Origin of the sequence: Streptomyces sp. NBC_00335, assembly GCF_036127095.1 — a bacterium.
Lineage (GTDB): Bacteria > Actinomycetota > Actinomycetes > Streptomycetales > Streptomycetaceae > Streptomyces.
In genome coordinates, this window is sequence record NZ_CP108006.1 from 1,638,562 (window position 1) to 1,659,682 (window position 21,121).

A 21,121-nucleotide genomic window follows, 5' to 3' on the forward strand; every position below is an offset into this window, starting at 1 on the left:
AGGGGGTCGAACATCCGGTGATAGCATCCCGGCATCTGTGATCTTGTTCCGTTTCGACGCAGATGCTGATTTGGATCGGCGGCATGCTCTCCGCGTAACAGCAGGTGAACAGTGCTGATCAGCTGTGTTGCGGGGCCTCGCGAGGTGTATCTGCAGCCGTCCGCATGACACGCGCCGGGAAAGGTTTCCATGAATCGAGACGCACTTGTGTGGTGCCTGGTTGCGGTTGCGGCGATAGCCGTTGCCGCGGTCGTGGCACTCGTCGCCCGCAACAGAGCGCTGGGGGCGAAGAAGGAGCACACCGAGGCCGAGCTGAGGCACCAGCTGCTCACGGCGGACAGCTACTTGCACGCGTCGCACGCCGAACTGCAGAGGTTCCGCGGTGAGCAGGACGCCACGCTCCGCGCGGCCAAGGAAGCGGCGGAGGAGAACACCAAGGCCGTCCTCAAGGGCGCCGCCAGCCTCCTGCAGAGCCTCGCCGCCGAACAGACGACTCTTCTGGACGGCATCCAGCGCAAGTACGGCGGACACACCGTCCTCAGCGACCTGTTGGACGTGAACCACGCCAACGCCCAGATGGCGCGCAAGGCCCAGGGCATCGCCGTCATGTGCGGTGCGCCGCTCGGCCGTCGCAGCAGGCCCGCCAGCGTCTACGACGTGGTGCGCAGTGCCCAGGGGCAGATCCGCAACTTCCACCGGGTCGCCATCATGCAGCAGACGAGTCTCGCGCTGAAGGCGTCCGCGGTCGCGCCCGTCGCCCTCGCCGTGGCGGAGCTGCTCGACAACGCTGCCAGCTTCTCGCAGCACGACGCACCGATCGAGGTGACGTTCCAGCGCGTGCAGAACAACCTGTGCATCGTCATCGACGACGCCGGTGTCAGCATGAACGACGAAGAGCGGCAGCGGGCGACCGCGCTGCTCTCCGGGGAGGTCGCCCCCCGTCTGTCGCAGCTCGGGACCCAGCCGAAGTTCGGCTTCCCGGTGGTCGGCCTGATCGCGCGTCAGCACGGTTTCAAGGTCGACGTCACCGGAGTCTCCCGATACGGCGGCGTCAGGGCCGTCGTCCTCTTGCCCGAGGAGCTGTGGACCATGGAGGAGATCCCGCCCGTCCAGGAGGCTCCGGTCAGCGAGATCCGGCGCGCCGCCGAGAGCCGGCCCGTGCAGAGCACCGCGCCGCACGGCGTGCCTTCGCAGAGCACGCCGCCGCCGCCGAGCGTGGCGCCCCACAGCGTGACCTCGCGCACGATGCACGGCCTGCCCAAGCGCGGCGCACGCCAGGCACCCATCGCGAGCGTCCCGGATCCGGACGCCACCGCGCCGGCGCCGCGGACCCCGGGGGAAACGGGCCGTGCTTCCGGGCGCAGCCTGGGTGCCTTCCAGCGCGGCACGCTCTCCGGCCGCAACCTTGACGCCACCTCGTTCGAAGGGCCCGAAGAGGCATGAGCGCAGACCTTTCGTGGATGCTCGAGGACATCGTGCACAACGTGCCCCGTGCACGGCACGCCGTTCTGCTCTCCGCCGACGGCCTTCCTCGCGGCGCGACCGAAGGCCTGGCCGAGAAGGACGTACGCACCATTTCCGCGGCGATGGCCGGGATGCAGTCGCTCAGCCGGGCGACGGCCCACTTCGCCGGACCGGAGGAGGAGCGGCAGTGGAACCAGACCATCATCGAGTTCTCGCACGGCTGGAGCTTCCTGATCGGGGCGGGGCAGGGCTCCTACCTGGCGGCCGCGGCGGAGCCCGATGTGGACATGCAGCAGATCTCCTTCCGCATGCACCGCCTCGTCGCCCGGCTGGGCAACAACCTCACCTCGCCTCCCCGGGTGAGCAGCGAGGACGCCGGAGTCCCGCGCGCAAGCGCCCCCCGGCAGCAGAGCGCCGGTGACGCGGGGTTCGTGCTCGGCGAGCTGGACCGGGTGATGTCCGAGGTCAAGGGCGCCCGCCACGCCGTACTGCTGGGATCCGACGGCCTGCCCCGCGGGGCGACCGCCGGAATGAGCCGTGACCTCGCCGACACGATCTCCGCGGCCATGACGGGCATCCACGCCTACAGCCGGGTCACCTCCCAGTTCGCGGGGGCCGCCGAGGACGCGCAGTGGCGTCAGACGGTGATCGAGTTCCAGCACGGCTGGATCTTCCTGATGGCGGCCGGCCCCGATGCCTTCCTGGCCGCCGCCGCCGAACACGACTGCGACATAGAGCAGTTCACGACGCGTCTGCACGAGGTGGTTCCGCGGCTGACTGCGACGGCGACAGCAGGGAAGGGGACGGCCCGTGCCTGATGGGTTCGCACAGGACGAAGAGCTCGAACTGACCTCTCCATTAGTCCCGCTCTTCGTGATCACGAACGGTCGGGCGCTGCCCCCGGAGCACGAGTACGAGCACACGACGCTCGTGACGGCGGCGGTGGAGAACGGACAGGTCGCAGCGCGCACGCTGTCGCCGGAAGCGGGACAGGTCATGGACTTGGTCGCGAAGGGCTTCCTGTCCGTGGCCGAGGTGGCAGGGCACACGCACCTGCCCCTGGGCATCGTCCGCATTCTGCTGGCGCAGTTGGAGGATGACGGCCTCATCCTGGCGAGGTCACCGATACCGCGCGCCGAACGTGTCGACAAGGAACTGGTCAGCGCCGTGCTCGAAGGCCTGAAGAATCGATTCGGAGCGTAAACGCGTGTACCTGGATCCAGACGTCTCCCACGCGGTGAAGATCCTCATAGTGGGTCACTTCGGGGTCGGCAAGACCACCTGCATCGGCAGTCTCTCCGAGATCGAGCCCCTGCGGACCGAGGAAGAGATCACCGAAGCCAGCGTGGGCTTCGATGACTTGTCGGGCACGCCCGACAAGACGACCACCACCGTCGCCATGGACTTCGGCCGGCTCACCCTGAGCGACACCCTGGTGCTCTACCTCTTCGGAACGCCCGGCCAGGAGCGCTTCAAGGAGATGTGGGAGGAGCTCTCGCGGGGCGCTCTGGGCGCGCTGGTGCTCGTCGATCCGGAGCGGCTGCACGAGTCCTTCCCCGTCCTGGACCTCGTCGAGCGTTTCGGCCTGACGTACGCCATCGCCGTGAACCACTTCGAGGGCACCACGCACTACCCGCTCGACGAGGTCCACGAGGCCCTGAACCTCACCCCCGAGACCCCTGTCGTGGAATGCGACGTACGGGACGAGAACTCCTCCGCGCGGGCCCTCATCACCCTCGTGAAACACCTCATGTCCCAACTCGGCTAGGAGCGCAGGAATGCAACAGCCACACGACCCGCACGAGATACCCCCCGGCTGCCCTGCGCACGGGAACGTCCAGATGTACGGCCCCTCGTTCGGAGCCGACCCCGACAGCCACTACGCAGAGCTGCGCCACTACGGTCCCAGCGCGCCCGTGGACATCGCCCCGGACGTCCAGGTCGAGCTCGTCACGAGCTACGACGCCGCGCTGTACGTCCTGCAGAACCCCGCCTCCTTCGTGCGCGACTCGCGCCGCTGGAACGCCCTGGCCGAGGGCCGCGTCCCGGCCGACAGCCCGGCACTGCCCATGATGGAGTACCGCCCCAACGCGCTCCTCAGCGACGGCGCGGCACACGCCCGACTGCGGCGGGCCGTCACGGACAGTCTCGCCACGGTCAACGAGCACCAGCTCATCCGGCAGACCCAGCAGTCCGCCAACTACCTGATCAGTCAGTTTAGTACGGACATCCGCGGCCAGGCGGAGCTGATGGCCGAGTACGCCCAGCCGCTGCCCCTGCTGGTCTTCAGCGACCTGTTCGGCTGCCCGCCCGAGATCGGCGACCGCGTGATCGCCGGCATCAGCGGCCTCTTCGAGGGGACCCCCGGCTCCGACGAGGTGCTCGGCGGGGCGCTCACCGAGCTGATCGCCCTCAAGCGGCGGCGCCCGACGGACGACCTGACGACGCGCCTGATGGAGCACTCGGCCCAGCTGACCGACGAGGAGGTGCTGCACCAGCTGGTCACCCTGCTCTCCGGTGGCACCGCGCCGTTGGCCGCGGCCATCGGCACCAGTAGCGCCCTGTACCTCGGCGAGGACTGGCAGGCCGGCTTCCCCGTCGAGGACGCGGTCTCCCGGACGCTCTGGAACTTCGCGCCGATCGCCAACTACGCCGCCCACTACCCGACACACGACGTGGAGCTCGGCGGCAGGGTGGTCCGGGCCAACGACCCGGTCCTGATCTCGTTCGCCGCGGCCAACACCGACCCGAAGCTGACGCAGCACCGCGAACAGCTGAGCGCCAAGGCGCACTTGGCGTTCGGAGCGGGCCCGCACGCCTGCCCCGCCAAGGACCCGGCCTTCATGATGGTCGTGACCGCGGTCGAGACACTGCTCAACCAGCTTCACGACATCGAGCTGCGCGTGCCGTTCAAGTCGCTGACCTGGGCGCCGAATCCGTGGACCCGCTCGCTGGTCACCCTCCCGATCCGCTTCACCCCGAGGAGCGTTGCCCAGGCAGCGGGCCCGGCCGCGGCGGCCGCGGCCGCCGGATCGAACGCGGGCTGGGCGGCTCAGCAGCAGACGCCCCCCTCCGCTCCCGCCAACTCCGGTCCCCCGCGTACGGGTTCCGGTGCCGCGCCGCAGCCCAAGGGCGGGCTGTTCAGCCGCTTCCTGGCCTGGACCAGAGGCGAGTAGACCAAAGAGGAAGAAGCAGGCGGGCCCGGCACGGCACTAGGAAGGCGTGATCCGTTCGAGGACCTCCGCGTAGAGGGACCGTTTGTCGGGGCGGGCGTGGTCGGTGGCGTGTTTGAGCGCCGGGATCGCCGGCGTGCCCAGGGAGACGAGTCCCTCGGCCGCGGCCCTGCGGACGACGGGGTGCGGGTGCTCCAGCAATCCCGTCACCGCGGGGATCGCGGGTACCCAGGCCGCGTGGCAGAGGGTACGGATCGCCGTGCGCACCAGGTCCGGCTGGGGGTCGTCCAGCAGGACCGACGTGTGGTGCAGGTGGGTCCGCCGGTCCAGCATCGCCCGCGAGGTGCGGTGGGCGTGCAGGCGGACCCCGGGCTTGGGGTGGCGCAGCAACTCGCCGATCAGGTCCCGTAGTCCGGGGTCCTGGTCGGCGTCCGGACCGGTGTGCGCCTCGGACAGTCGCGTGAGTGCCCGGCGTGTCCCCGCCGGGTCTCCGGTGCGGGCCAGATCCAACAGTTCCTGCCGGGACGGGGGGTGCGGCGCACCGGTCGACGCGGCCGGGCCACGGTCGCGGAGCGCGGCCAGTGCGGCCGCATCCTGTCGCTCGGTGTCCGGACCGCGCAGCGGACCTTCCACGAGGAGCAGTCCGTCCGCGAGGTCTTCGCGCCCTTCGGCGCGCAGCCGGCGGCAGGTCTCCGTGAGCGCGGGGGTGCGCAGCAGGGGACGCCCGGCGAGCAGGTCGAGGAACCCCCAGGTACCGGCGTCGAGGCGGTCGCCGAGGCGCTGGGCCAGTACGTCGGCGGGGACCAGGCTCAGGGCCCGCCCGGCTGCGGAGCTGCCCGCCGGCGGGTCGTGCTCCCACCATTCCAGCAGCAGCGGGACCAGCGGTTCCAGGTCCCACGGGTCGAGTCGGCTCGCCACGAGGGCGACCCTGTCGTGCAGGACCTCCTCCGCGCGCAGTTCCCTCTCGTCGAGGGCGCTCAGTGCGTGGGCCAGGCCGGCGCTGACGGGTACGTCCACGCGGCCGCGCAGGAACGCTCGGAGCACGGGGAGCCTGCACTCGGGCTCGGGCCAATCCAGGAGGGCGAGGGCCGCGGTGTGCCGGCGGTCCTGGGCGGGTGCCCGCAGCATGGCCAGCAGGCGGTCCCGCAGTGCGGTCGATCGGGGTTGGTCGAGGTCGTCGATGTGCACGGTCCTCGGTCGCGGCGCCGGCGCGTGGGCGGTTTCGGTGAGGGTCCAGGGCGGTACGTCGAGGGGCTGGATGTCCGTCATCCAGTCGATGAGGGCTGCGCGGACCTCGGCGCCGGCCGAGGGGTAGACGTCGATCAGCGCGGTCAGGCGCTCCCGGGAGTCCGGGACGGTGCCTTCGTCCTCCCGGCCGAGGCGGTCGCGTCGGCGGAATCCCTCCAGGGCGTCCGGTGTGCGCACCGCGGCATCCAGGGCGGCCCGCCACGCTTCGGCTTCGGCCTCAGCGGTGGTGGTGTCGGTGGCGGCGTCGGCGGTGGCCGACCCGGTGGTCTCAGGCGACCGCGGCGCTGCGAAGGCGGCCCGCAGTGCGGCCCTCTCGGCCTGCCGGGGGCTGGTGCCCAGCCGGGCCGAGGCCAGTGCCCGGTCGAGGTCGGCGCGGACGAGGACCGCGCCGAGGCCGCGCAGCAGCGTCAGTGCGGACGGGCTGTCCGAGGGGGCGCGGGGCAGTGCCCGTACCGCCTCGGCGACGGCCTGCTTCTCGAACGCGGGCAGGGTCGGTGCGACCGCTTCGAGTACCGCCATGAGCGCGTGCCGGTCTTCCGCGCAGGCCCCGGCGAGCCCGTCCAGCAGGACCCCGGTGGACCGGGCGAAGGCGGTCAGTTCCCCGGCCGTCCACGGTGCGGGGCAGAGCCGGAGCGTGAGCCGCAGGACGCGGTCTCGCCCGGCGGGTTGTTCGGCGGCGGCCAGCCGCAGCCAGTCCGCCAGCATGGGCCGAAGCTCCCGGAGCCAGACGGGACGCGGGAGTTCGTGCCGTGCGGCGAGGCGCAGGGCGACCGTCGGCTGCCAGCCCTGCGTCTCCAGCGCCCTGACGTCGGGGTCCGCCCTGCCGTCCACCGCCGGCCGCGGCACGGCGGGCACGGTGATCCCGTGCCGGGCCATGGCCGTCGACAGGTCCCCGGCCGTCCCGGAGGCGAGGCCGACCCGGCCGGTCGCCACCAGGGCGAGCAGGGCGGGCGCGACCGGTGAGGCCTGGTCGTGCAGCGCGAGGACCGAGCGCGCCGGCAGTGTGTGGTCGAGGCCTTCCAGCAGCAGGGCGCGGGCGCGGCCGTCGTCGGTGTGTTCGGCGGCGGCGAGGACGGTCGCCGCGTACGCGTCGCCGAGGACGGCGCGCAGCGCCTCGACGAGCGTGCCGCGCAGCCCCGGATTGTCGTGACGCCCGAGCCGGCGGAGCAGCTCCGGCACCGCCGCGGGGGTGCCCGCGGCGACCAGGACCGTGGCGGCGGTCTTCTTGATGTTCATGTTCGGATGGCCGAGGCATGCGGCGATCGCCCCGGAGGCCCAGCGGGCGCGCGCGTGACCGAGGGCGAGCAGGGCCTGTCGGACGGTCTGGACGTCCTGGGCGGCGGTCAGCGCGATCAGCGTCGCCGACAGCGCCTGCGCGTCGTCCCCCGTGGCGTCCCGGGCGAGCAGCGCGATCACGTGCTTGCGCACGTGCCGGTCGCGGTGGCGCAGTAGGCGGTGCGCCCGCGCACGGGTGCCCGCGTAGGGGGCTCGGAGCAGGAGTTCGACCAGGATCGCCTGCTCGCCGCTCGACAGTCCGGGCCGCTCCAGCAGGTCCAGCGCCATGGTCGCGACGAGGGCGTGCCCCGCCTCCTGTGCGGTCTGCGCGTCGAGCAGGCAGGACGGCCTGATCCGTCCCCGCTCGTGGAGCCGGCGGCCCAGGCCGTGTACGGCGTCCAGGATCTCCTGGGGTACCACGGGCTCCCCGGCCGGCTGTCCGCTGTCGGGCCGCGGGGCGGCTCCGCCCGGCTCCCCGGACGCCGCCAGCTCGCCAACGACGCGTAGCAGCAGGTCCGCGATGACCGGCAGCGTACCGGCGCCGCCGTGGGCGGCCAGTCTGCACAGGGCGGCCACCGGCTCGTCCGGGTCCAGATGGGAGCTCAGGAGCGCCAGTTCGCGCTCGTCCGGCCCGCCGAGGTCCGCCGCGATGCGGGCCGGCAGATCGGTGGGATCGAGGCGTACGAGGAGCGCACGCCGCCGTGCCGGATCGTCGGTCAGATGCCACAGCACCTCAAGTGCCCGGCTGCGCACGGCGCGGAGGTGCGGCGCGATCCCTCCCGTGCCGTTCCGCGTCCGGTCCGCGGCGAGACCGAGCCCTTCCCTGAGAGCCGTCGCCGTACGGGGCCCGCCGATGGCCTCCAGGGCCTCCAGGGCCGCCGCGGGCGCCGATGGCAGGAGGGCGATCACCGCGGCCTCGGCATCCGCGTGGCGCAGCGCACGGATCGCGTCGAGGAACGGCCCCGGCACGGGGGCCGAGGGAAGGACCCGGGTGACCGCGTCCCCGATCGGGAGCTCCCCCGCCCCCTGTCCGGCCAGGGCGACCAGCAGCGCGAGCCGACGCGGCCAGCCCGGATCGGCGGCGGGCGCGTCCACCAGGACGCGGAGCATCTCCCGTCGGCAGGTGAACAGGATCGTCGCGACCTCGTGGGGCGCGATCGTGTGATCGGCCAGCGCCAGGCCGATGAGGGACGGGACCTGCGGGCCGTCCGGGAAGTGCCCGCGCCGGTGGAGCCCGCGCAGGCAGGTCATCGCCGGACCGCCGAACAGCAGCGGGTCGCGGGCGGCGACGGCCGTCAAGGCGCCGATGTCCTCGCGGTCGGCCAGCTCACCGAGCCGTTCCATCGCGCGTCGGCGAAGACCCGGCGGCAGACCCGGATCGTCGATGACCTGCCACAGCAGGCCGCGGTGTCCGTGGTGGGCGGCGGCCGTGAGTGCGGCGTCGGCGGCCTCGGGCCGTGCGGTCGCCGAAGCGGCGGCGAGGAAGGACGACAGCCGGCTCGGGGGGATCGGATCCAACGCCGCCCAGGGTTCGGCGAGTTCCGCCAGTGCTGCGGCGACGAGGTCGGCGCTGCCCGCGCCGAGCAGGGTGATCACGTGGGCGCGGACCCGTACGGGAGCCAGCAGGCCGGCGTGCAGCCCCTGCCGGGCCAGCCGCAGCGCATCGGCCTGGAACACCGGGTCGCCGCTGTCCACCAGCTCCTTCACGAGGGCCTCGGGCCGGTGCGCGGACGTGACGGCCGCTTCCCGCACGGCCTGGTACAGCAGTTCGCCCGGAGGCTCCTCCCGGAACACTCCCGCCGGATCGTTCATGAGCTCGGCGCGCAGCCAGGCGATCCGTACCCGAACCGGCAGCCCGGCCGTACGCCACGACGGCCGGCGGGGCTCCGGGAGGTAGGGGCCCAGTCGTTCGTGGAGCCGCGCCAAGAGGAGCGCCTCCTCCGGGGCCACCCCGGCCGGCGATGCCGGCAGCAGGCCCGCGAGTTCGGCCATCTCCTGCTCGTCGCCCGCCCGGTCCGAGGTGACGCGCTCGGACAGGAGGACCAGGCCCAGGTACCGCACGCGGGAATCCTCGTGCCGGACGAGGAGTCCGAGGACGGCGGGCCGGCAGACCTGCGCGTCGAGATGGCGGGCCAGCCAGCCGACGTCGGCCCGGCGCACCGCGTCGAGGAAGGCCCCGTCCGTCGGCGTCGTCATCGTCGCCTTCATCGTCGTCGCCCTCATCGTCGTCGCCATCGCCGTCATCGTCGGACTCTAACCGGGACGTTCCCGGCGCCGGCAACTTGATTTCGCGCGCTGATGGCGAGGCCGGAGGGGGCGGCGACCGGGCGCGCGGAGTCTGAGCGCGACCGACGGAGCGGCCGGGGACGGCCCACGTGTTTGTTCCAGTACGGCGATGGAGGCGACGGAGGCGGCTACCCGGAGAGCGAGCCCCAAGCGGTCAGATCCAGCCCCGTCGGGCCGCGATCGCTCCCGCCTGAAAGCGGTTGGCCGCGCCGAGTTGGTCGTGCAGGCGGCTCATCCGGCGGCGCATGGTGCGGACCGACCAGCCCAACTGGCGGGCTATCGCCTCGTCCTTCAGGCCGCTGACCAGCAGGGCGAGTAGCAGCCGGTCCTCCTCGCCGGGTTCCCCGGACTCCTCGCCGGGGGCCGTCGCCTCCGGCGGGGCGAGGAGCGGGGTCGCCAGGGTCCAGCACAGCCGCCAGTAGTCCGTGAGCGCGTCGAGCAGCGAGGACGGGCGGATCACCGCCGCCCGTACGTCCGTCAGGTCCAGCGACAGGGGCATCAGGGCCAGCGCGTCGTCCGCGATCGCCAGCTTGATGCGCAGTCCGGGCAGCACCCTGGCCTGCTCCCCCTGGGCGACCAGCCGCCGGATGTCGTCCAGTACGCCCGGCCACTCCAGCGCCTCCGGGGCGTACACCGCGCGGTACGTCAGACCGCCGCGCATCGCCGTCTCCTCCACCGGATTGGCGGTGGTCAGTGCGTAGGGCGGCCGGTCCAGGGTGCGGACCTGCTGCTTCGCCTCCTGCTGGAGCCGTACGAACCAGCGGCCCAGCGCCTCCCGGCCGGAGACGATCTCGACCTCCTTGGCGTCGCCGCGCCGGGCGGCCTCGAAGAGTCCGGCCAGCTCGCCGGCGGCCGACCGTACCCGGCCCAGTTCCATCGTGCGCTCCTGGATCAGCGCTTCCACCGCGTGCTGCGGGTCGATGGCCGCGTAGCGCCGCCGGGGGCCGGACAGCCGTCCGACCAGCCCGCGGTCGTGCATCCGGTCGAGGGCTCGCGCCACCCGCTCCGAGGACGCGCCGAGCTCGCCCGCGAGCTCGGCGGGCGCGGCCGCCTGCCGCGCGAGCAGTGCGCGGTAGACCTGTTCGTCGAAGGCGTCGATACCGACGGCAGCCAGTTCCTGGGACATGCGGGCCATCGTGGCCCACCTGTGCCAGCGGCAGCAATGGGCCACAGGGAATCGTTGCCCTATCCGGACCGGGCCGCATTAGGTACCGCCTATGGGTCACTCACACCGAAGAACTGCGCACATGGGCCTGGTGGCCGCGGTGCTCGGCGGACTGCTCGTCTCGGTCCCGCCGGCCGTCGCCGCCCCCGATCCCGAACCGGATCCCGCGAGCCAGGGCACGCAGCGGGTCATCGTCGAGCTCGAGGGCGCCGCCGGGCTGGAGGCCGCGGCCGGCTCCGCCAAGAACGCCGGGAACGCGAAGGCCGCCGAGGTGACGGCCGCGCGCAAGAACCTGACCGGCAAGCACGACGCGCTCCTGGCCGGGGCGAAGGACGCCGGCGTCACCGCCAAGTCCGTACGCCGGCACACGCTGCTGCTCAACGCCGTGGCCATGACCGTCGGGGCGCAGGACCTGGCGAAGCTGCGGAAGCTGCCGGGCGTGAAGTCCGTCAGCCCCGCCGGCACCTCGCGCGCCCTGGACACCGACGCCAACGAGGTCGTGGGCAACCCGGCCCTGTGGGCCCGGGAGGACCCCGGCGGCGCCAAGGTCACCGGCAAGGGCGTCACCGTCGCCGTGATCGACACCGGGGTCGACTACACCCACCCCGATCTGGGCGGCGGCTTCGGTGAGGGCCACAAGGTCGTCGGCGGCTGGGACTTCGTTGACAACGATGCCAACCCGATGGACGACAACGGCCACGGCACCCATGTCGCGGGCATCGTCGCGGGCAAGGCCGCAGCCTCGGGCGGCATCACCGGCGCCGCGCCGGACGCCGAACTGCTGGCGTACAAGGTGCTCGGCGCGAACGGCAGCGGTGACGACTCCGGCATCATCGCGGCCATCGAAGCGGCGATCGACCCGGCCAACCCGCACCGCGCCGACATCATCAACATGAGCCTCGGCAACAGCGCCGGGACCGCGAGCGACCCGCTCTCCCGGGCCGCGTCCGCGGCCGTGGACGCCGGCGCCCTGGTCTTCGCCTCGGCCGGCAACTCCGGTCCCGGCTACTGGACCGTCGGCTCCCCGGCCGCCGCCCCCGGCGTCATCGCCGTCGGCGCCTCCACCAGCGGGATCCGGCTGCCCGTCCTCACGGTGGCGGGCGACACCCTGCAGAGCTACCGCGGCGGACGGTCCGCGAACCCGCCGGCCGCGCCGGTGACCGCCGGGGTCGTGAACATCGGCATGGGCACCGCGGAGGACTGGGCGAAGGCGGGCGACGTCACCGGCAAGGTCGTGCTGTACGCGATCCCGCCGGCCGTGAACCCGTACGACGTGTGGTCCGAGGAGCTGGAGACCTGGCGCGAGGCCGAGCGCCGCGGAGCCGCCGCCCTGGTGGGCGGCGTCGGCGGCGGAGGCGGCCCGGTCGTGTTGGGCGGCAAGAGCCGCGCGAACCCGCTCCAGCCTCAGCGCGAAGGGGCACCCGCCCGCACCGCGGCCGCCGGCCGGAGCGAGGTGCTGCTCGGTGCCACGCCCGCGGAGTCCGGCGACTCCCTGCGCCTGGACCGGCTGGTGGTGGCCGGCGTGGACCCCGAGACGGGCGGGCGGCTCGCCTCGCTGGCCGAGTCGGGCGGCACGCTGGTGCTCGGCGGCCGCGACTCCACCGACGAGATGGCCTCGTTCTCCTCCCGCGGCCCGGACTCCGAACGGCTCGGCCTGAAGCCCGAGATCGTCGCCCCCGGCGTCGAGATCCTCTCCGCGGTGCCCAAGAGCATCGAGCCCACGGGCTACCGGCGGATGTCCGGCACCTCGATGGCCTCGCCGCTCGCCGCGGGCTCCGCGGCGCTGCTGCGCCAGCTGCACCCGGACCGCCCCGCGGACCGGCTGCGCGCCGAGGTGATCGGTTCCGCGAAGCCGCTCGACGGCCCCGACCTGCAGTCGCAGGGCAGCGGCCGGCTCGACACCGCCGCCGCGGCCCGGACCGGGCTGTACGCCTCCCCCGCCACCGTCTCCTTCGGCCTGGCCCACATGGACCAGCCGAAGGTCACGGGCAGCCGTGAGGTCACCTTCCACAACACCGGCGGCGCACCTCTGCGCGGCAAGGTGACCGTCACCGGCCCCGCCACCGTCACCCCGGACCACGTCGACATCCCGGCGGGCGGCACCGCGAAGGTCACGCTGACCGTCGAGCGCGACCGGCCGGACGTCACGGACTACGCCACCAACTACCTGAGCGGCCGCGTCACCCTCACCCCCGAGACCCCCGGGGAGGGCGGGGCGCTCACCGTCCCGTACCTGATGGCGGCGATCCCGCTGTACGTGGACCCGGCCGAGGACCCGTCCAACGACGGCTCCACCACCGTCTACGTCTACAGCCCGACGCCCCTCACCACCCCGCCGGTGCTGACGGTCACCCCGCCCAAGGGCAAGGCCTACACCAAGGCGACGGCGCCCACCTCGGACCCGTCCTACTACCGGGCCGATTTCACGGGCCTCGGCTCGGGCGTCCACACGATGACCGCCCGCGCCACCACCTCCACCGCCGTGCGCCAGTACGGTACGGGCGCCTTCGAGGTGACCCTGGCGGCGTCCAAGGCCAAGAACTGGAAGGCGGTCGGCCCGAACAGCGCCGTGGGCACCACCCAGCTGGCCCCCGGCGCCCCGGACCGGGCCGTGATGACCCTGGGCACCCGCCCGGGCGCCTGGCTCACCACCGACGGCGGCAAGAACTGGCAGCAGCGGGGCCACACCCCGGTCAGCAACGCGCTGACCGAGCCCTCCCTGGTCATCGACTCCCGCAATCCGAACCGCTGGTGGGAAGCCGTGGTCAGCGCGCACCCGTCGGCGTTCCCGGAGGGCGGCGCGCTGATGCGCACCGAGGACAGCGGCCGCAGCTGGGAGCGGATGGCCGGTCCGCCGGCCCCCATCACCGAGCTGAGCGCCGATGCCCGCACCCGCGTACTGCTCGCCACGTCCGAGTACACCGGTGAGCGGTTCGTCAGCCGGGACCGGGGCGCCACCTGGACACCGGTCGACCTCACGGGGATCACCGGGTACGTCGCCAAGAGCGTGATCGGCGGCGATGACCTGTACCTCTGGGCCGGCCAGGCGATCTGGGTGATCCGCGACTTCGTCACCGGCGCCCCCAAGCCCGCGCAGAAGGTCTTCCAGACCACGCCGCGCGTGCAGCTCATCGGCGGTTTCGACGCCGACGGCGCGCTGCTCGCCATCAAGGTGCAGGGCCAGGACTCGGGCCTGTACGTGAGCCGTGACGGGGGCCGCAGCGTCGAGAAGACCAGCCGCACCTTCAGCGGTCTGGTCGACGTCTCCGGCGGCGACATCTACCAGGACGACCTGAGCGGAACCGGCGCCCTGAGCCGCGACGGCGGGCGTACGTGGACCACGACCGCGCAGCCCGTACCGGGTTCGGTGGTCTACGACTACGACCGCTGGGCCGACGGCTCCCACACGATCGGCTCCGGCGGCGCCGGTCTCTTCCGCTCCACCCGGGAGGGCGGCTACCGAAGGATCGGTGTCCAGGGCGAGTCCGTGCCCGCGCTGGCGACCTTCGGGAACCAGCTCCTCGCCGGGACCTCGGTCGGCACCTACCGCACCACGGTGCCCGCCGCGAACCCCGAGTGGGGTGCGGCGGAGCGCGAGGGCACGACCGGTAGCAATGTCGTCGGCTTCCAGCCGTCCGCTGCGGACCCGAAGTCCGGCTGGCAACTGGTCAACCACCTCTACAACGTGGTGCTGCAGAAGACCGCGGACGCCGGCCGGACCTGGTCGGACGTGGCCACGCGCGAGGCGAACGGCACCGCGTTCCTGGTCGACCCCGGGAACCCGGACCGGATGATGATCTCGTACAAGAGCTCCGACTCGGCGGGCCTGTACACCACCACCGACGGCGGAGCCCACTGGAAGACCTTCGACCAGGGCCGCTACTACGACACCATCGTGGCCGACCCCGGCAAGCCCGGGCGGATCTGGTTCGGCGGCTGGTGGGGGCTGTTCCACTCGGACGACTTCGGGGCCACCATGACCCGGGTGTCCGAAGCCGAGGTGCACGCCATCGAGTTCACGGCGGGCGCCATGGTCACGGGCGGCCAGGCGATCCGGGTCAGCAAGGACGGCGGCAAGACCTTCACCAAGGCCGACACCGGCGCCCTGCGGATCAGCGTCTCCGACCTCCTCAAGGTCGGCAACACCCTCTACGCGGGCACCAGCACCCGCTGGATGGACTTCACCCCCACCGGCGGGCGCGGTGTGCTGCGCTCCACCGACTCCGGGCTGACCTGGCACAACGTCTCCCGCTCGATGCCGAACAAGGACGTGCTGTCCCTGGCGGCCTCGCCCGACGGCCGGTACCTCTTCGCCGGCGTCGACCAGGGCGGCGTCCACCGCCTGGAGCTGGACGACTGAGGTCGCCCTTCACGGTTCGGAGCGTCACGGTCCGGAGCCTCGCGGTCCGGGCCGTGACGCTCCGGGCCGGTGCGGCCGCCGTACGACAAGGCGGCCGCGCCGGCCCGGACTTCGCGGTCGACGCGATCTTGACAAGTCTTCATGGGCATGACACCAGTGGAAGCCGCACCACTCCACCTCCCGTCAGCGGCACCACACCCCGAAGGGGGCGATCAGCGCATGCCCACGCCTGAGAGCGCGGAACACGACTACGACGTCGTCATCAGCGGAGCCAGCCTCGCGGGCAGTGCCGCGGCGATCCTGCTCGCCCGGCGCGGCGTCCGCGTCGCACTGCTGGAGCGCCGATCGGACCCAGGGGCGTACAAGGTGCTGTGCACCCACTCCATCACCGCCAACGCCCATCCGGTGCTGGACGAACTCGGGCTCCTCCCCGCCCTGAAGGAGGCCGGAGCCCTCGGCAACGAGGCCCGCTGGTACACCCGTTGGGGATGGATCGAGCCGAAGGCGGCCCCGGGAGGACCCGAGTTGCCGCACGGGTACAACGTCCGGCGCAGCACCCTCGACCCGTTGATCAGGTCCCGTGCCGAGCAGACCCCCGGCGTCGATCTGCTGCTCGGCCACCGCGTGACCGGGCTGCTCCGGGAAGCCGGACGGACGGTCGGGGTCCGCGCGTCGACCCCGCACGGCGAGCGCGAGATCCGGGCCCGTCTGGTGGTCGGCGCCGACGGCAAGGACTCGGCCGTGGCGGAGTTCGCCGGGATCCGCACCCGGAAGTACGAGAACACGCGGTTCGGCTACCTCGCGCACTACCGCGGCCTTCCGCTGCCCGGCGGGGTCGGCCAGACCTGGTTCCTCGAACCGGACATGGCGTACGCCTTCCCGAACGACGACGGGGTGACCGTCATCGCGGTGCTCCCGGACAAGAAGCGGCTCCCGGCCTTCCGGGAGGACCTGGAGGGCAGCTTCTCCGCGTTCGTCCGGGCCCTGCCCGAGGCGCCGCCCATCGACTCCGCCGAGCGCGTTTCGAAGATCATCGGCGCGGTCGACTACCCCCTCCTCAACCGCAAGCCGACCGCACCGGGCATCGCGCTCGTCGGCGACGCCGCCCTCACCGGCGACCCCCTGTGGGGAGTGGGATGCGGGTGGGCCCTGCAGAGCGCGCAGTGGCTGGCCGAGGCGGTCGCCCCCGCACTGACCGGCCGGGGCGATCTCGACAAGTCGCTCTCCCGGTACGGGCGCAGGCACCAGTGGCGGCTTCGCGGGCACCAGGGCCTGGCGGTCGACTTCGCCAAGGCCCGTCCGTTCAATCCCGGGGAGAAGCTGGTGTTCTCGGCGGCGGCCCGCGATGCGTCGATGGCGCGGCACATGCACCGGTTCGCGTCCCGGCTGATCGGTCCGGCGCGCTTCTTGAACCCCCTGGCGCTGGCCAGGGCCTCGGCAGTCAACTTCAGGCATCGCGGGGCGCCCGGAGCGCCGGACGGTCCGGAGGGCGGCCGGGCGACCGCCTGACGGGGATCGGCCCGATACGGCTCGACCGGATCAACTCCGCTGGGCCCCGCGCCCGCTGCGGGCCGGCAGCAGAACGCGGACGTCGAGTCCCCCGCCCGCGCGGGGCGTGGCCACGATCTCGCCGTGGTGCGTGGCGGTGATCGCCCGGACCACGGCGAGCCCGAGCCCGAACCCGCTGCCGCGCTCCCGGCCCTGGTGGAACGGTGCGAACAGGGCGGGCACCTCCTCCGGCAGCAGGACGGGGCCGGTGTTGGAGACCTCCAGGAACACCGTGCCGTCCGCGGCTCCGGTCCTGATCACCGCGGTGCCGTCGTGGTGGTTGTGGCGCACCGCGTTGGCCAGCAGGTTGAGCGCGACCTGCCGGAGCAGCGCGGGGTCCCCGTCCAGCGGCGCGGGCCCCGCGTCGAGCGTGACCCGGATCCCGGCGCTGCCGGCCTCCTCCGCCAGCTCCTGGGCCGCGGCCCGGGCGGCGTCCGCCAGATCCGTCGACCGCAGCGCCAGCCCGGCGGTCTCCGCACGCGCCAGGGTCAGCAGGGCCGCGATCAGCCGCTCGATCCGCACGTTGGCGTCCAGCGCGCGGAGCACCGAGGGCCGCAGGTCGTCGGGGACCCTGCCGCGGGCCAGGGGGATCTCCAGCGCGGTGCGCAGTACGGTCAGCGGGGTCCGCAGCTCGTGCGAGGCGTGCGCGGTGAAACTGCGCTGGGCCGTGAAGCTGCGGTCGAGCCGGTCCAGCATGGCGTCGAAGGTGTCGCCGAGTTCGCGGATCTCGTCGTACGGACCGTCCAGCGCGAGCCGCTCGTCCAGGCTGCTGCCGGTGCTGATCCGCCGTGCGGCCGCGGTCACCTGGTGGAGCCGGAGCAGGGAGCGGTGGCTCGCCCACCAGGCCAGCAGGGCGGCGAGCGCCGTGAAGACGGTGAGCAGCACCGCGGAGCGGGCCAGCAGGTCGCCCAGGATGGCGTGCTGGAAGTTGTCGAAGGCCTCGGCTGGGGTCGTGAGGGCGGCCTGAGTGGACCCCGGGGGTACGTCGGCGGTCCCCGGGGGCACCTCGGCCGCCTCCGGGGGCACCTCGACCGTCCCCGAATCGGGGAACGGTGCCTCCGGCATTCCGGCGGACGCGATGATGATGTCGCGGTTGGCCTCGATGAGCTGGCGCGAGCTGAGCCAGTTCAGCGCCAGCACCCCGCAGCCGAGTACCGCGAAGACTGCCGTGGTCACCAGGGTCAGCCGGGCGCGCAGCGGGAGGCGGCCGGGGCGGAGGCGGAGGCGAAGGCGGCTCACAGCCGGTATCCGTAACCGGTGTCGTGCACGATCAGCGGCGGATCGCCGATCTTGCGGCGCAGCGCGTGCACGGTGACCCGGACCGCCGTGGTGGCCGGGTCGAGTCCGGTGTCCCACAGCCGCTCCCGCAGTTCCTCGGTGGTGACCGGGGCGCCGTCCGCGGCCAGCAGCAGTTCCAGGACGCCCAGTTCCTTCGGCGTCAGGTGCAGCGGGCGGCCGTCGCGTTCGGCGACGCGGCGCACCGTGTCGAGGCTGATTCCGCGCCGGCTGAGCACGACCTCGGCCCGGCCGGCCGCGGCGCGGCGGCCGAGCGCGCGCAGCCGGGCGACGAGCTCCAGGTAGGAGAAGGGCTTGGTCATGTAGTCGTCGGCGCCCTGACCGAGACCTTCGACCAGGTCGGACAGGGTGTCCGCGGCGGTGAGCATCAGGATCCGGGCGGGGTGGTCCATCGCGAGGAGCGCGCGGCACACGGCGTCGCCGCCCAGTCCGGGCAGGTCCCGGTCCAGGATCACCACGTCGTAGTCGGCCTCACCGGTCCGCCGGAGCGCCTCCAGGCCGTCGTGGGCGAGGTCGCAGAGCATCCCCTCGTCGCGGAGCCCTTCGGCGAGCATCACGGCCAGTTCCCGCTCGTCCTCGACAATCAGCACCCGCATCGCGTCCCGCTCCGTTCGCCCGTGCCGCCGCTGTTCCCTGCGGGCCGGCGCCGGGGACCAGCCTGCCCGCCGGGGGGTTAGCCGGTGGTTAGGCGCGCGATCACCGGTGGCTCACCGCGCGAACCGTAGAACTTGGGCGTTCATCGGCAACGCTCAGGGAGTGTGGGACATGCGAAGCTCATCCGCCGCGATACGCGAACGGTCCGTACGAGGTCTACGAGGCCTGCGCGCACTGCCGGCCGCGGCCGCCACGGCGGCGGTGCTGGCCCTGGCCGGCTGCTCCGCCGCCGCCCCGGCGCCCGAGGTCGCCGGGGGCGAGCGCGGGGGTCAGAGCAAGCCGCAGGACGACAACGCGGTCCGCCGGGCCTGGGTGGACTGCATGCACAAGCAGGGGCAGACGAGCGTAGAGCAGGACAAGGACGGCAACATCGGCTTTCCGGCGGCGAGCACGGACACGGGTCTGCCGTCCGGGTACGACGCCGCGAGCAGGCTGTGCGACGAGAAGGTGCCCGGCATCCACCAGGTCCAGCAGGCCGACAACGCCAAGTACGTCGAGATGGCCCGCAAGTGGGTCGAATGCGCTCGCAAGAACGGCTACGCCGACATGCCGGACCCCGATCCCAAGGAGGGCGTGGTCGTCATCCCGCGCGCCGTGTTCGACGCGGCCAAGTGGGACGCCGCCGCGCGCGCCTGCGATGCGCAGTTCCCGCTGCCGGGCTACCGGATCGGTGAGTGACCGTGACCCGGACGGTGGAGCCCGTGGAACCCCTTGAACCTGCGGGGCCCCTTCGGCCCGAGGAACCCGCGGAGCCCGCGGAGCCCGCGGAGCCCGTAGCGCGCCGGAAGAAGCGCGGCAGGGTCCTCGTCCCGCTGCTGCTCGTCGCCGTGCTGGCCGGGGCCGGGGCCGTCGCCGTCGCCCGCCCGTGGGACCGCGGCACCGGGGGGACCGAGCGGGACGGCGTGGAGTTCGGCCTCGCCCCGGTGGAGCAGGGCTCGCTGTCCAGCAGCATCCAGCTCACCGGCTCGCTCGTGTACGACGCGCCCACCCCCGTCCTCCCGGCCGGCAGGGGCACCCTCACGGGGCTGCCGGCCGTCGGCGCCGTCGTCAAGGCCGGACAGAGGCTCTACGAGGTGGACGGACAGCCGGTGGTGCTGATGGTCGGCGACCGCCCGATGTGGCGCGATCTGGGCCCGGGTGTTCCCGCCGGCTCCGACGTGGAGCAGCTGAAGCGCAACCTGCTCCGGCTGGGCCACGCCAAGGGACTCGGCTTGGCCGCCGACCGGAAGTTCACCCCGGACACCGCCACTGCCGTGAAGCGCTGGCAGAAGTCCCTGGGCCTGAAGGAGACCGGCACGGTCCCCCTCGGCGGCATCACCATGCTGCCGCAGGAATCCGTACGCGTGCAGCAGGTCGGCGCGCAGCTCGGCGCGGCCCTTGCCGGTTCCCCGGTCATGACCGTCACCCGCGAGGGTCTGGTGGTCACCGCGCAGCCGGCCGAGAACCAGCTCTCCCGGTTCAAGCCGGACGGGCGGGTCCGGGTCAAACTGGCCGACGGCTCCGCCGTCGACGGCCGCATCCGTTCGCTGATCCGCGGCTCAGGCTCCGGCTCCGGCTCCGGCGGGGAGGGCGGCGGCTCCGGCGAGGGCCAGGGCCAGGGCCAGGGTGGAGCCAAGACCACCGTGACGATCGTGCTCGACGCCCAGGAACAGGCGCAGCGGGCAGGGCAGTCCACGGTCTCGATCACCGTGGTGGGCGACACCGCCGAGCACGCGCTCATCGTTCCGGTCACCGCGTTGCTCGCCCTGGACGGCGGCGGCTACGGCGTGCGGGTCTCCGACGGCCCCACCCCACGGCTGGTCAAGGTCCAGCTCGGCCTGATAGCCGACGCGAAGGCGCAGATCACGGGCGACGTCCGGCCCGGCGCGCAGGTGGTGATCCCGAAGTGACGGCTCCCTTCGCGGCGAACGCCGCCCCCGTCCTGGAGTTGTCCGCCATCGTCAAGGAGTACCCGGGCACGCCGCCGCTGCGGATCCTGCACGGCATCGACCTCACCGTCGAAGCCGGTGAACTCCTCGCCGTCGTCGGCCCGTCCGGCTCCGGCAAGTCCACCCTCCTCGCACTGCTCGGCTCGCTCGACCGGCCCACCTCGGGCCGGCTCCGCTTCGAGGGCCGCGATCTGGCCGGCCTGTCCGACCGGGAGCTGGCCGCGCTGCGGGCGCACCGGATCGGTTTCGTGTTCCAGCAGTTCTTCCTGCTGTCCGGACTCACCACGGTCGAGAACGTCGCGACCGGGCTGCTGTACGCCGGGGCGCCGGTCTCCGAGCGGCGCGCGCGGGCCGTCGAGGCGCTGCGCGCCGTGGGCCTCGGGCACCGGCTGGACCACCATCCCGACCAGCTCTCGGGCGGTGAGAAGCAGCGCGTGGCGATCGCCCGCGCGCTGATCGGCCGCCCGGCGCTGCTGCTCGCCGACGAGCCCACCGGGGCCCTGGACAGTGTGTCCGGCGCCGCCGTGGTCGAGCTTCTGCACACCCTCAACGCGGGCGGCACCACGGTGGTGGTCATCACCCACGACCGTTCGCTGGCCGCCTCGTTCCCCCGGCGGGTCGGCATCCAGGACGGCCGCATCGAGTTCGACGAACATCTCCCGGAGCCCGCCGGAGCCGGCCGATGAAGCACCGACCGAGGAAGGGCGGACCTATGCGGGGCCGA

14 protein-coding genes are annotated in these 21,121 nt (G+C 73.1%); 10 read left to right on the plus strand and 4 right to left on the minus strand.

The features are described 5' to 3' along the window. Positions 1-189 precede the first annotated feature (189 nt). Genes OHA37_RS07430 through OHA37_RS07450 form a run of 5 tightly spaced genes read left to right on the plus strand, consistent with a single transcriptional unit; the run spans position 190 to position 4,640 of the window. Entirely contained in the window at positions 190-1,443 is a 1,254-nt protein-coding gene (locus tag OHA37_RS07430; RefSeq protein WP_266903544.1) for an ATP-binding protein, read from the plus strand. Further along, positions 1,440-2,282 carry a roadblock/LC7 domain-containing protein gene (locus tag OHA37_RS07435; protein WP_266903545.1) on the plus strand — a complete coding sequence of 281 codons (843 nt, stop codon included), beginning with the start codon at positions 1,440-1,442 and terminating at the stop codon, positions 2,280-2,282. Before OHA37_RS07430 ends, OHA37_RS07435 begins: the two co-directional genes overlap by 4 nt. Further along, positions 2,275-2,667, plus strand: a complete 393-nt coding sequence (locus OHA37_RS07440) for a DUF742 domain-containing protein (RefSeq protein WP_266903546.1) — start codon at positions 2,275-2,277, stop codon at positions 2,665-2,667. Before OHA37_RS07435 ends, OHA37_RS07440 begins: the two co-directional genes overlap by 8 nt. 4 nt (positions 2,668-2,671) lie before the next feature. Beyond that, complete coding sequence (locus OHA37_RS07445; protein WP_266903547.1) at positions 2,672-3,232, plus strand: GTP-binding protein; 561 nt, start codon at positions 2,672-2,674, stop codon at positions 3,230-3,232. A gap of 10 nt (positions 3,233-3,242) precedes the next feature. Then, positions 3,243-4,640: a cytochrome P450 gene (locus OHA37_RS07450; RefSeq protein ID WP_266903548.1), complete on the plus strand. Its 1,398-nt coding sequence runs from the start codon at positions 3,243-3,245 to the stop codon at positions 4,638-4,640. A gap of 36 nt (positions 4,641-4,676) precedes the next feature. Here OHA37_RS07450 and OHA37_RS07455 read toward each other — a convergent pair whose 3' ends face one another. Both OHA37_RS07455 and OHA37_RS07460 read right to left on the minus strand, forming a co-directional pair. Then, positions 4,677-9,404, minus strand: a complete 4,728-nt coding sequence (locus OHA37_RS07455) for a HEAT repeat domain-containing protein (RefSeq protein ID WP_266903549.1) — start codon at positions 9,402-9,404, stop codon at positions 4,677-4,679. 196 nt (positions 9,405-9,600) lie between these two features. Next, on the minus strand, positions 9,601-10,572 hold the full coding sequence (locus OHA37_RS07460) for a helix-turn-helix domain-containing protein (protein WP_266903550.1): 972 nt from the start codon (positions 10,570-10,572) through the stop codon (positions 9,601-9,603). A 121-nt stretch (positions 10,573-10,693) separates the two neighbouring features. Between OHA37_RS07460 and OHA37_RS07465 the strand changes: the two genes are divergently transcribed. Together OHA37_RS07465 and OHA37_RS07470 are read left to right on the plus strand one after the other, a co-directional pair. Beyond that, complete coding sequence (locus tag OHA37_RS07465; protein ID WP_266903551.1) at positions 10,694-14,971, plus strand: S8 family serine peptidase; 4,278 nt, start codon at positions 10,694-10,696, stop codon at positions 14,969-14,971. Positions 14,972-15,190: 219 nt separating this feature from the next. Then, positions 15,191-16,480, plus strand: a complete 1,290-nt coding sequence (locus OHA37_RS07470; RefSeq protein WP_266903552.1) for an NAD(P)/FAD-dependent oxidoreductase — start codon at positions 15,191-15,193, stop codon at positions 16,478-16,480. 30 nt (positions 16,481-16,510) lie between these two features. Here OHA37_RS07470 and OHA37_RS07475 read toward each other — a convergent pair whose 3' ends face one another. Both OHA37_RS07475 and OHA37_RS07480 read right to left on the minus strand, forming a co-directional pair. Next, entirely contained in the window at positions 16,511-17,758 is a 1,248-nt protein-coding gene (locus tag OHA37_RS07475; protein WP_266903553.1) for a sensor histidine kinase, read from the minus strand. Next, on the minus strand, positions 17,755-18,411 hold the full coding sequence (locus OHA37_RS07480) for a response regulator transcription factor (RefSeq protein ID WP_266903554.1): 657 nt from the start codon (positions 18,409-18,411) through the stop codon (positions 17,755-17,757). The genes OHA37_RS07475 and OHA37_RS07480 overlap by 4 nt, the downstream gene beginning before the upstream one ends. Before the next feature lie 169 nt (positions 18,412-18,580). Between OHA37_RS07480 and OHA37_RS07485 the strand changes: the two genes are divergently transcribed. From OHA37_RS07485 to OHA37_RS07495, 3 genes are read left to right on the plus strand one after another with little or no spacing between them, the layout of a single operon-like run. Further along, complete coding sequence (locus OHA37_RS07485; protein WP_266903555.1) at positions 18,581-19,147, plus strand: hypothetical protein; 567 nt, start codon at positions 18,581-18,583, stop codon at positions 19,145-19,147. 23 nt (positions 19,148-19,170) lie between these two features. Then, positions 19,171-20,358, plus strand: coding sequence for a peptidoglycan-binding protein (locus OHA37_RS07490; RefSeq protein WP_266903556.1), 1,188 nt, complete (start codon positions 19,171-19,173; stop codon positions 20,356-20,358). Further along, positions 20,355-21,083, plus strand: a complete 729-nt coding sequence (locus OHA37_RS07495; protein ID WP_266903557.1) for an ABC transporter ATP-binding protein — start codon at positions 20,355-20,357, stop codon at positions 21,081-21,083. Before OHA37_RS07490 ends, OHA37_RS07495 begins: the two co-directional genes overlap by 4 nt. Positions 21,084-21,121 lie beyond the last annotated feature (38 nt).

Excerpts from the sequence above, each read along its gene's own strand:
- OHA37_RS07485 (WP_266903555.1), top strand. The coding sequence starts at position 18,581 with ATGCGAAGCTCATCCGCCGCGATACGCGAACGGTCCGTACGAGGTCTA.
- OHA37_RS07460 (WP_266903550.1), bottom strand. The coding sequence starts at position 10,572 with ATGTCCCAGGAACTGGCTGCCGTCGGTATCGACGCCTTCGACGAACAG.
- OHA37_RS07455 (WP_266903549.1), bottom strand. The coding sequence starts at position 9,404 with ATGACGGCGATGGCGACGACGATGAGGGCGACGACGATGAAGGCGACG.
- OHA37_RS07430 (WP_266903544.1), top strand. The coding sequence starts at position 190 with ATGAATCGAGACGCACTTGTGTGGTGCCTGGTTGCGGTTGCGGCGATA.
- OHA37_RS07435 (WP_266903545.1), top strand. The coding sequence starts at position 1,440 with ATGAGCGCAGACCTTTCGTGGATGCTCGAGGACATCGTGCACAACGTG.
- OHA37_RS07470 (WP_266903552.1), top strand. The coding sequence starts at position 15,191 with ATGCCCACGCCTGAGAGCGCGGAACACGACTACGACGTCGTCATCAGC.
- OHA37_RS07465 (WP_266903551.1), top strand. The coding sequence starts at position 10,694 with ATGGGCCTGGTGGCCGCGGTGCTCGGCGGACTGCTCGTCTCGGTCCCG.
- OHA37_RS07450 (WP_266903548.1), top strand. The coding sequence starts at position 3,243 with ATGCAACAGCCACACGACCCGCACGAGATACCCCCCGGCTGCCCTGCG.
- OHA37_RS07480 (WP_266903554.1), bottom strand. The coding sequence starts at position 18,411 with ATGCGGGTGCTGATTGTCGAGGACGAGCGGGAACTGGCCGTGATGCTC.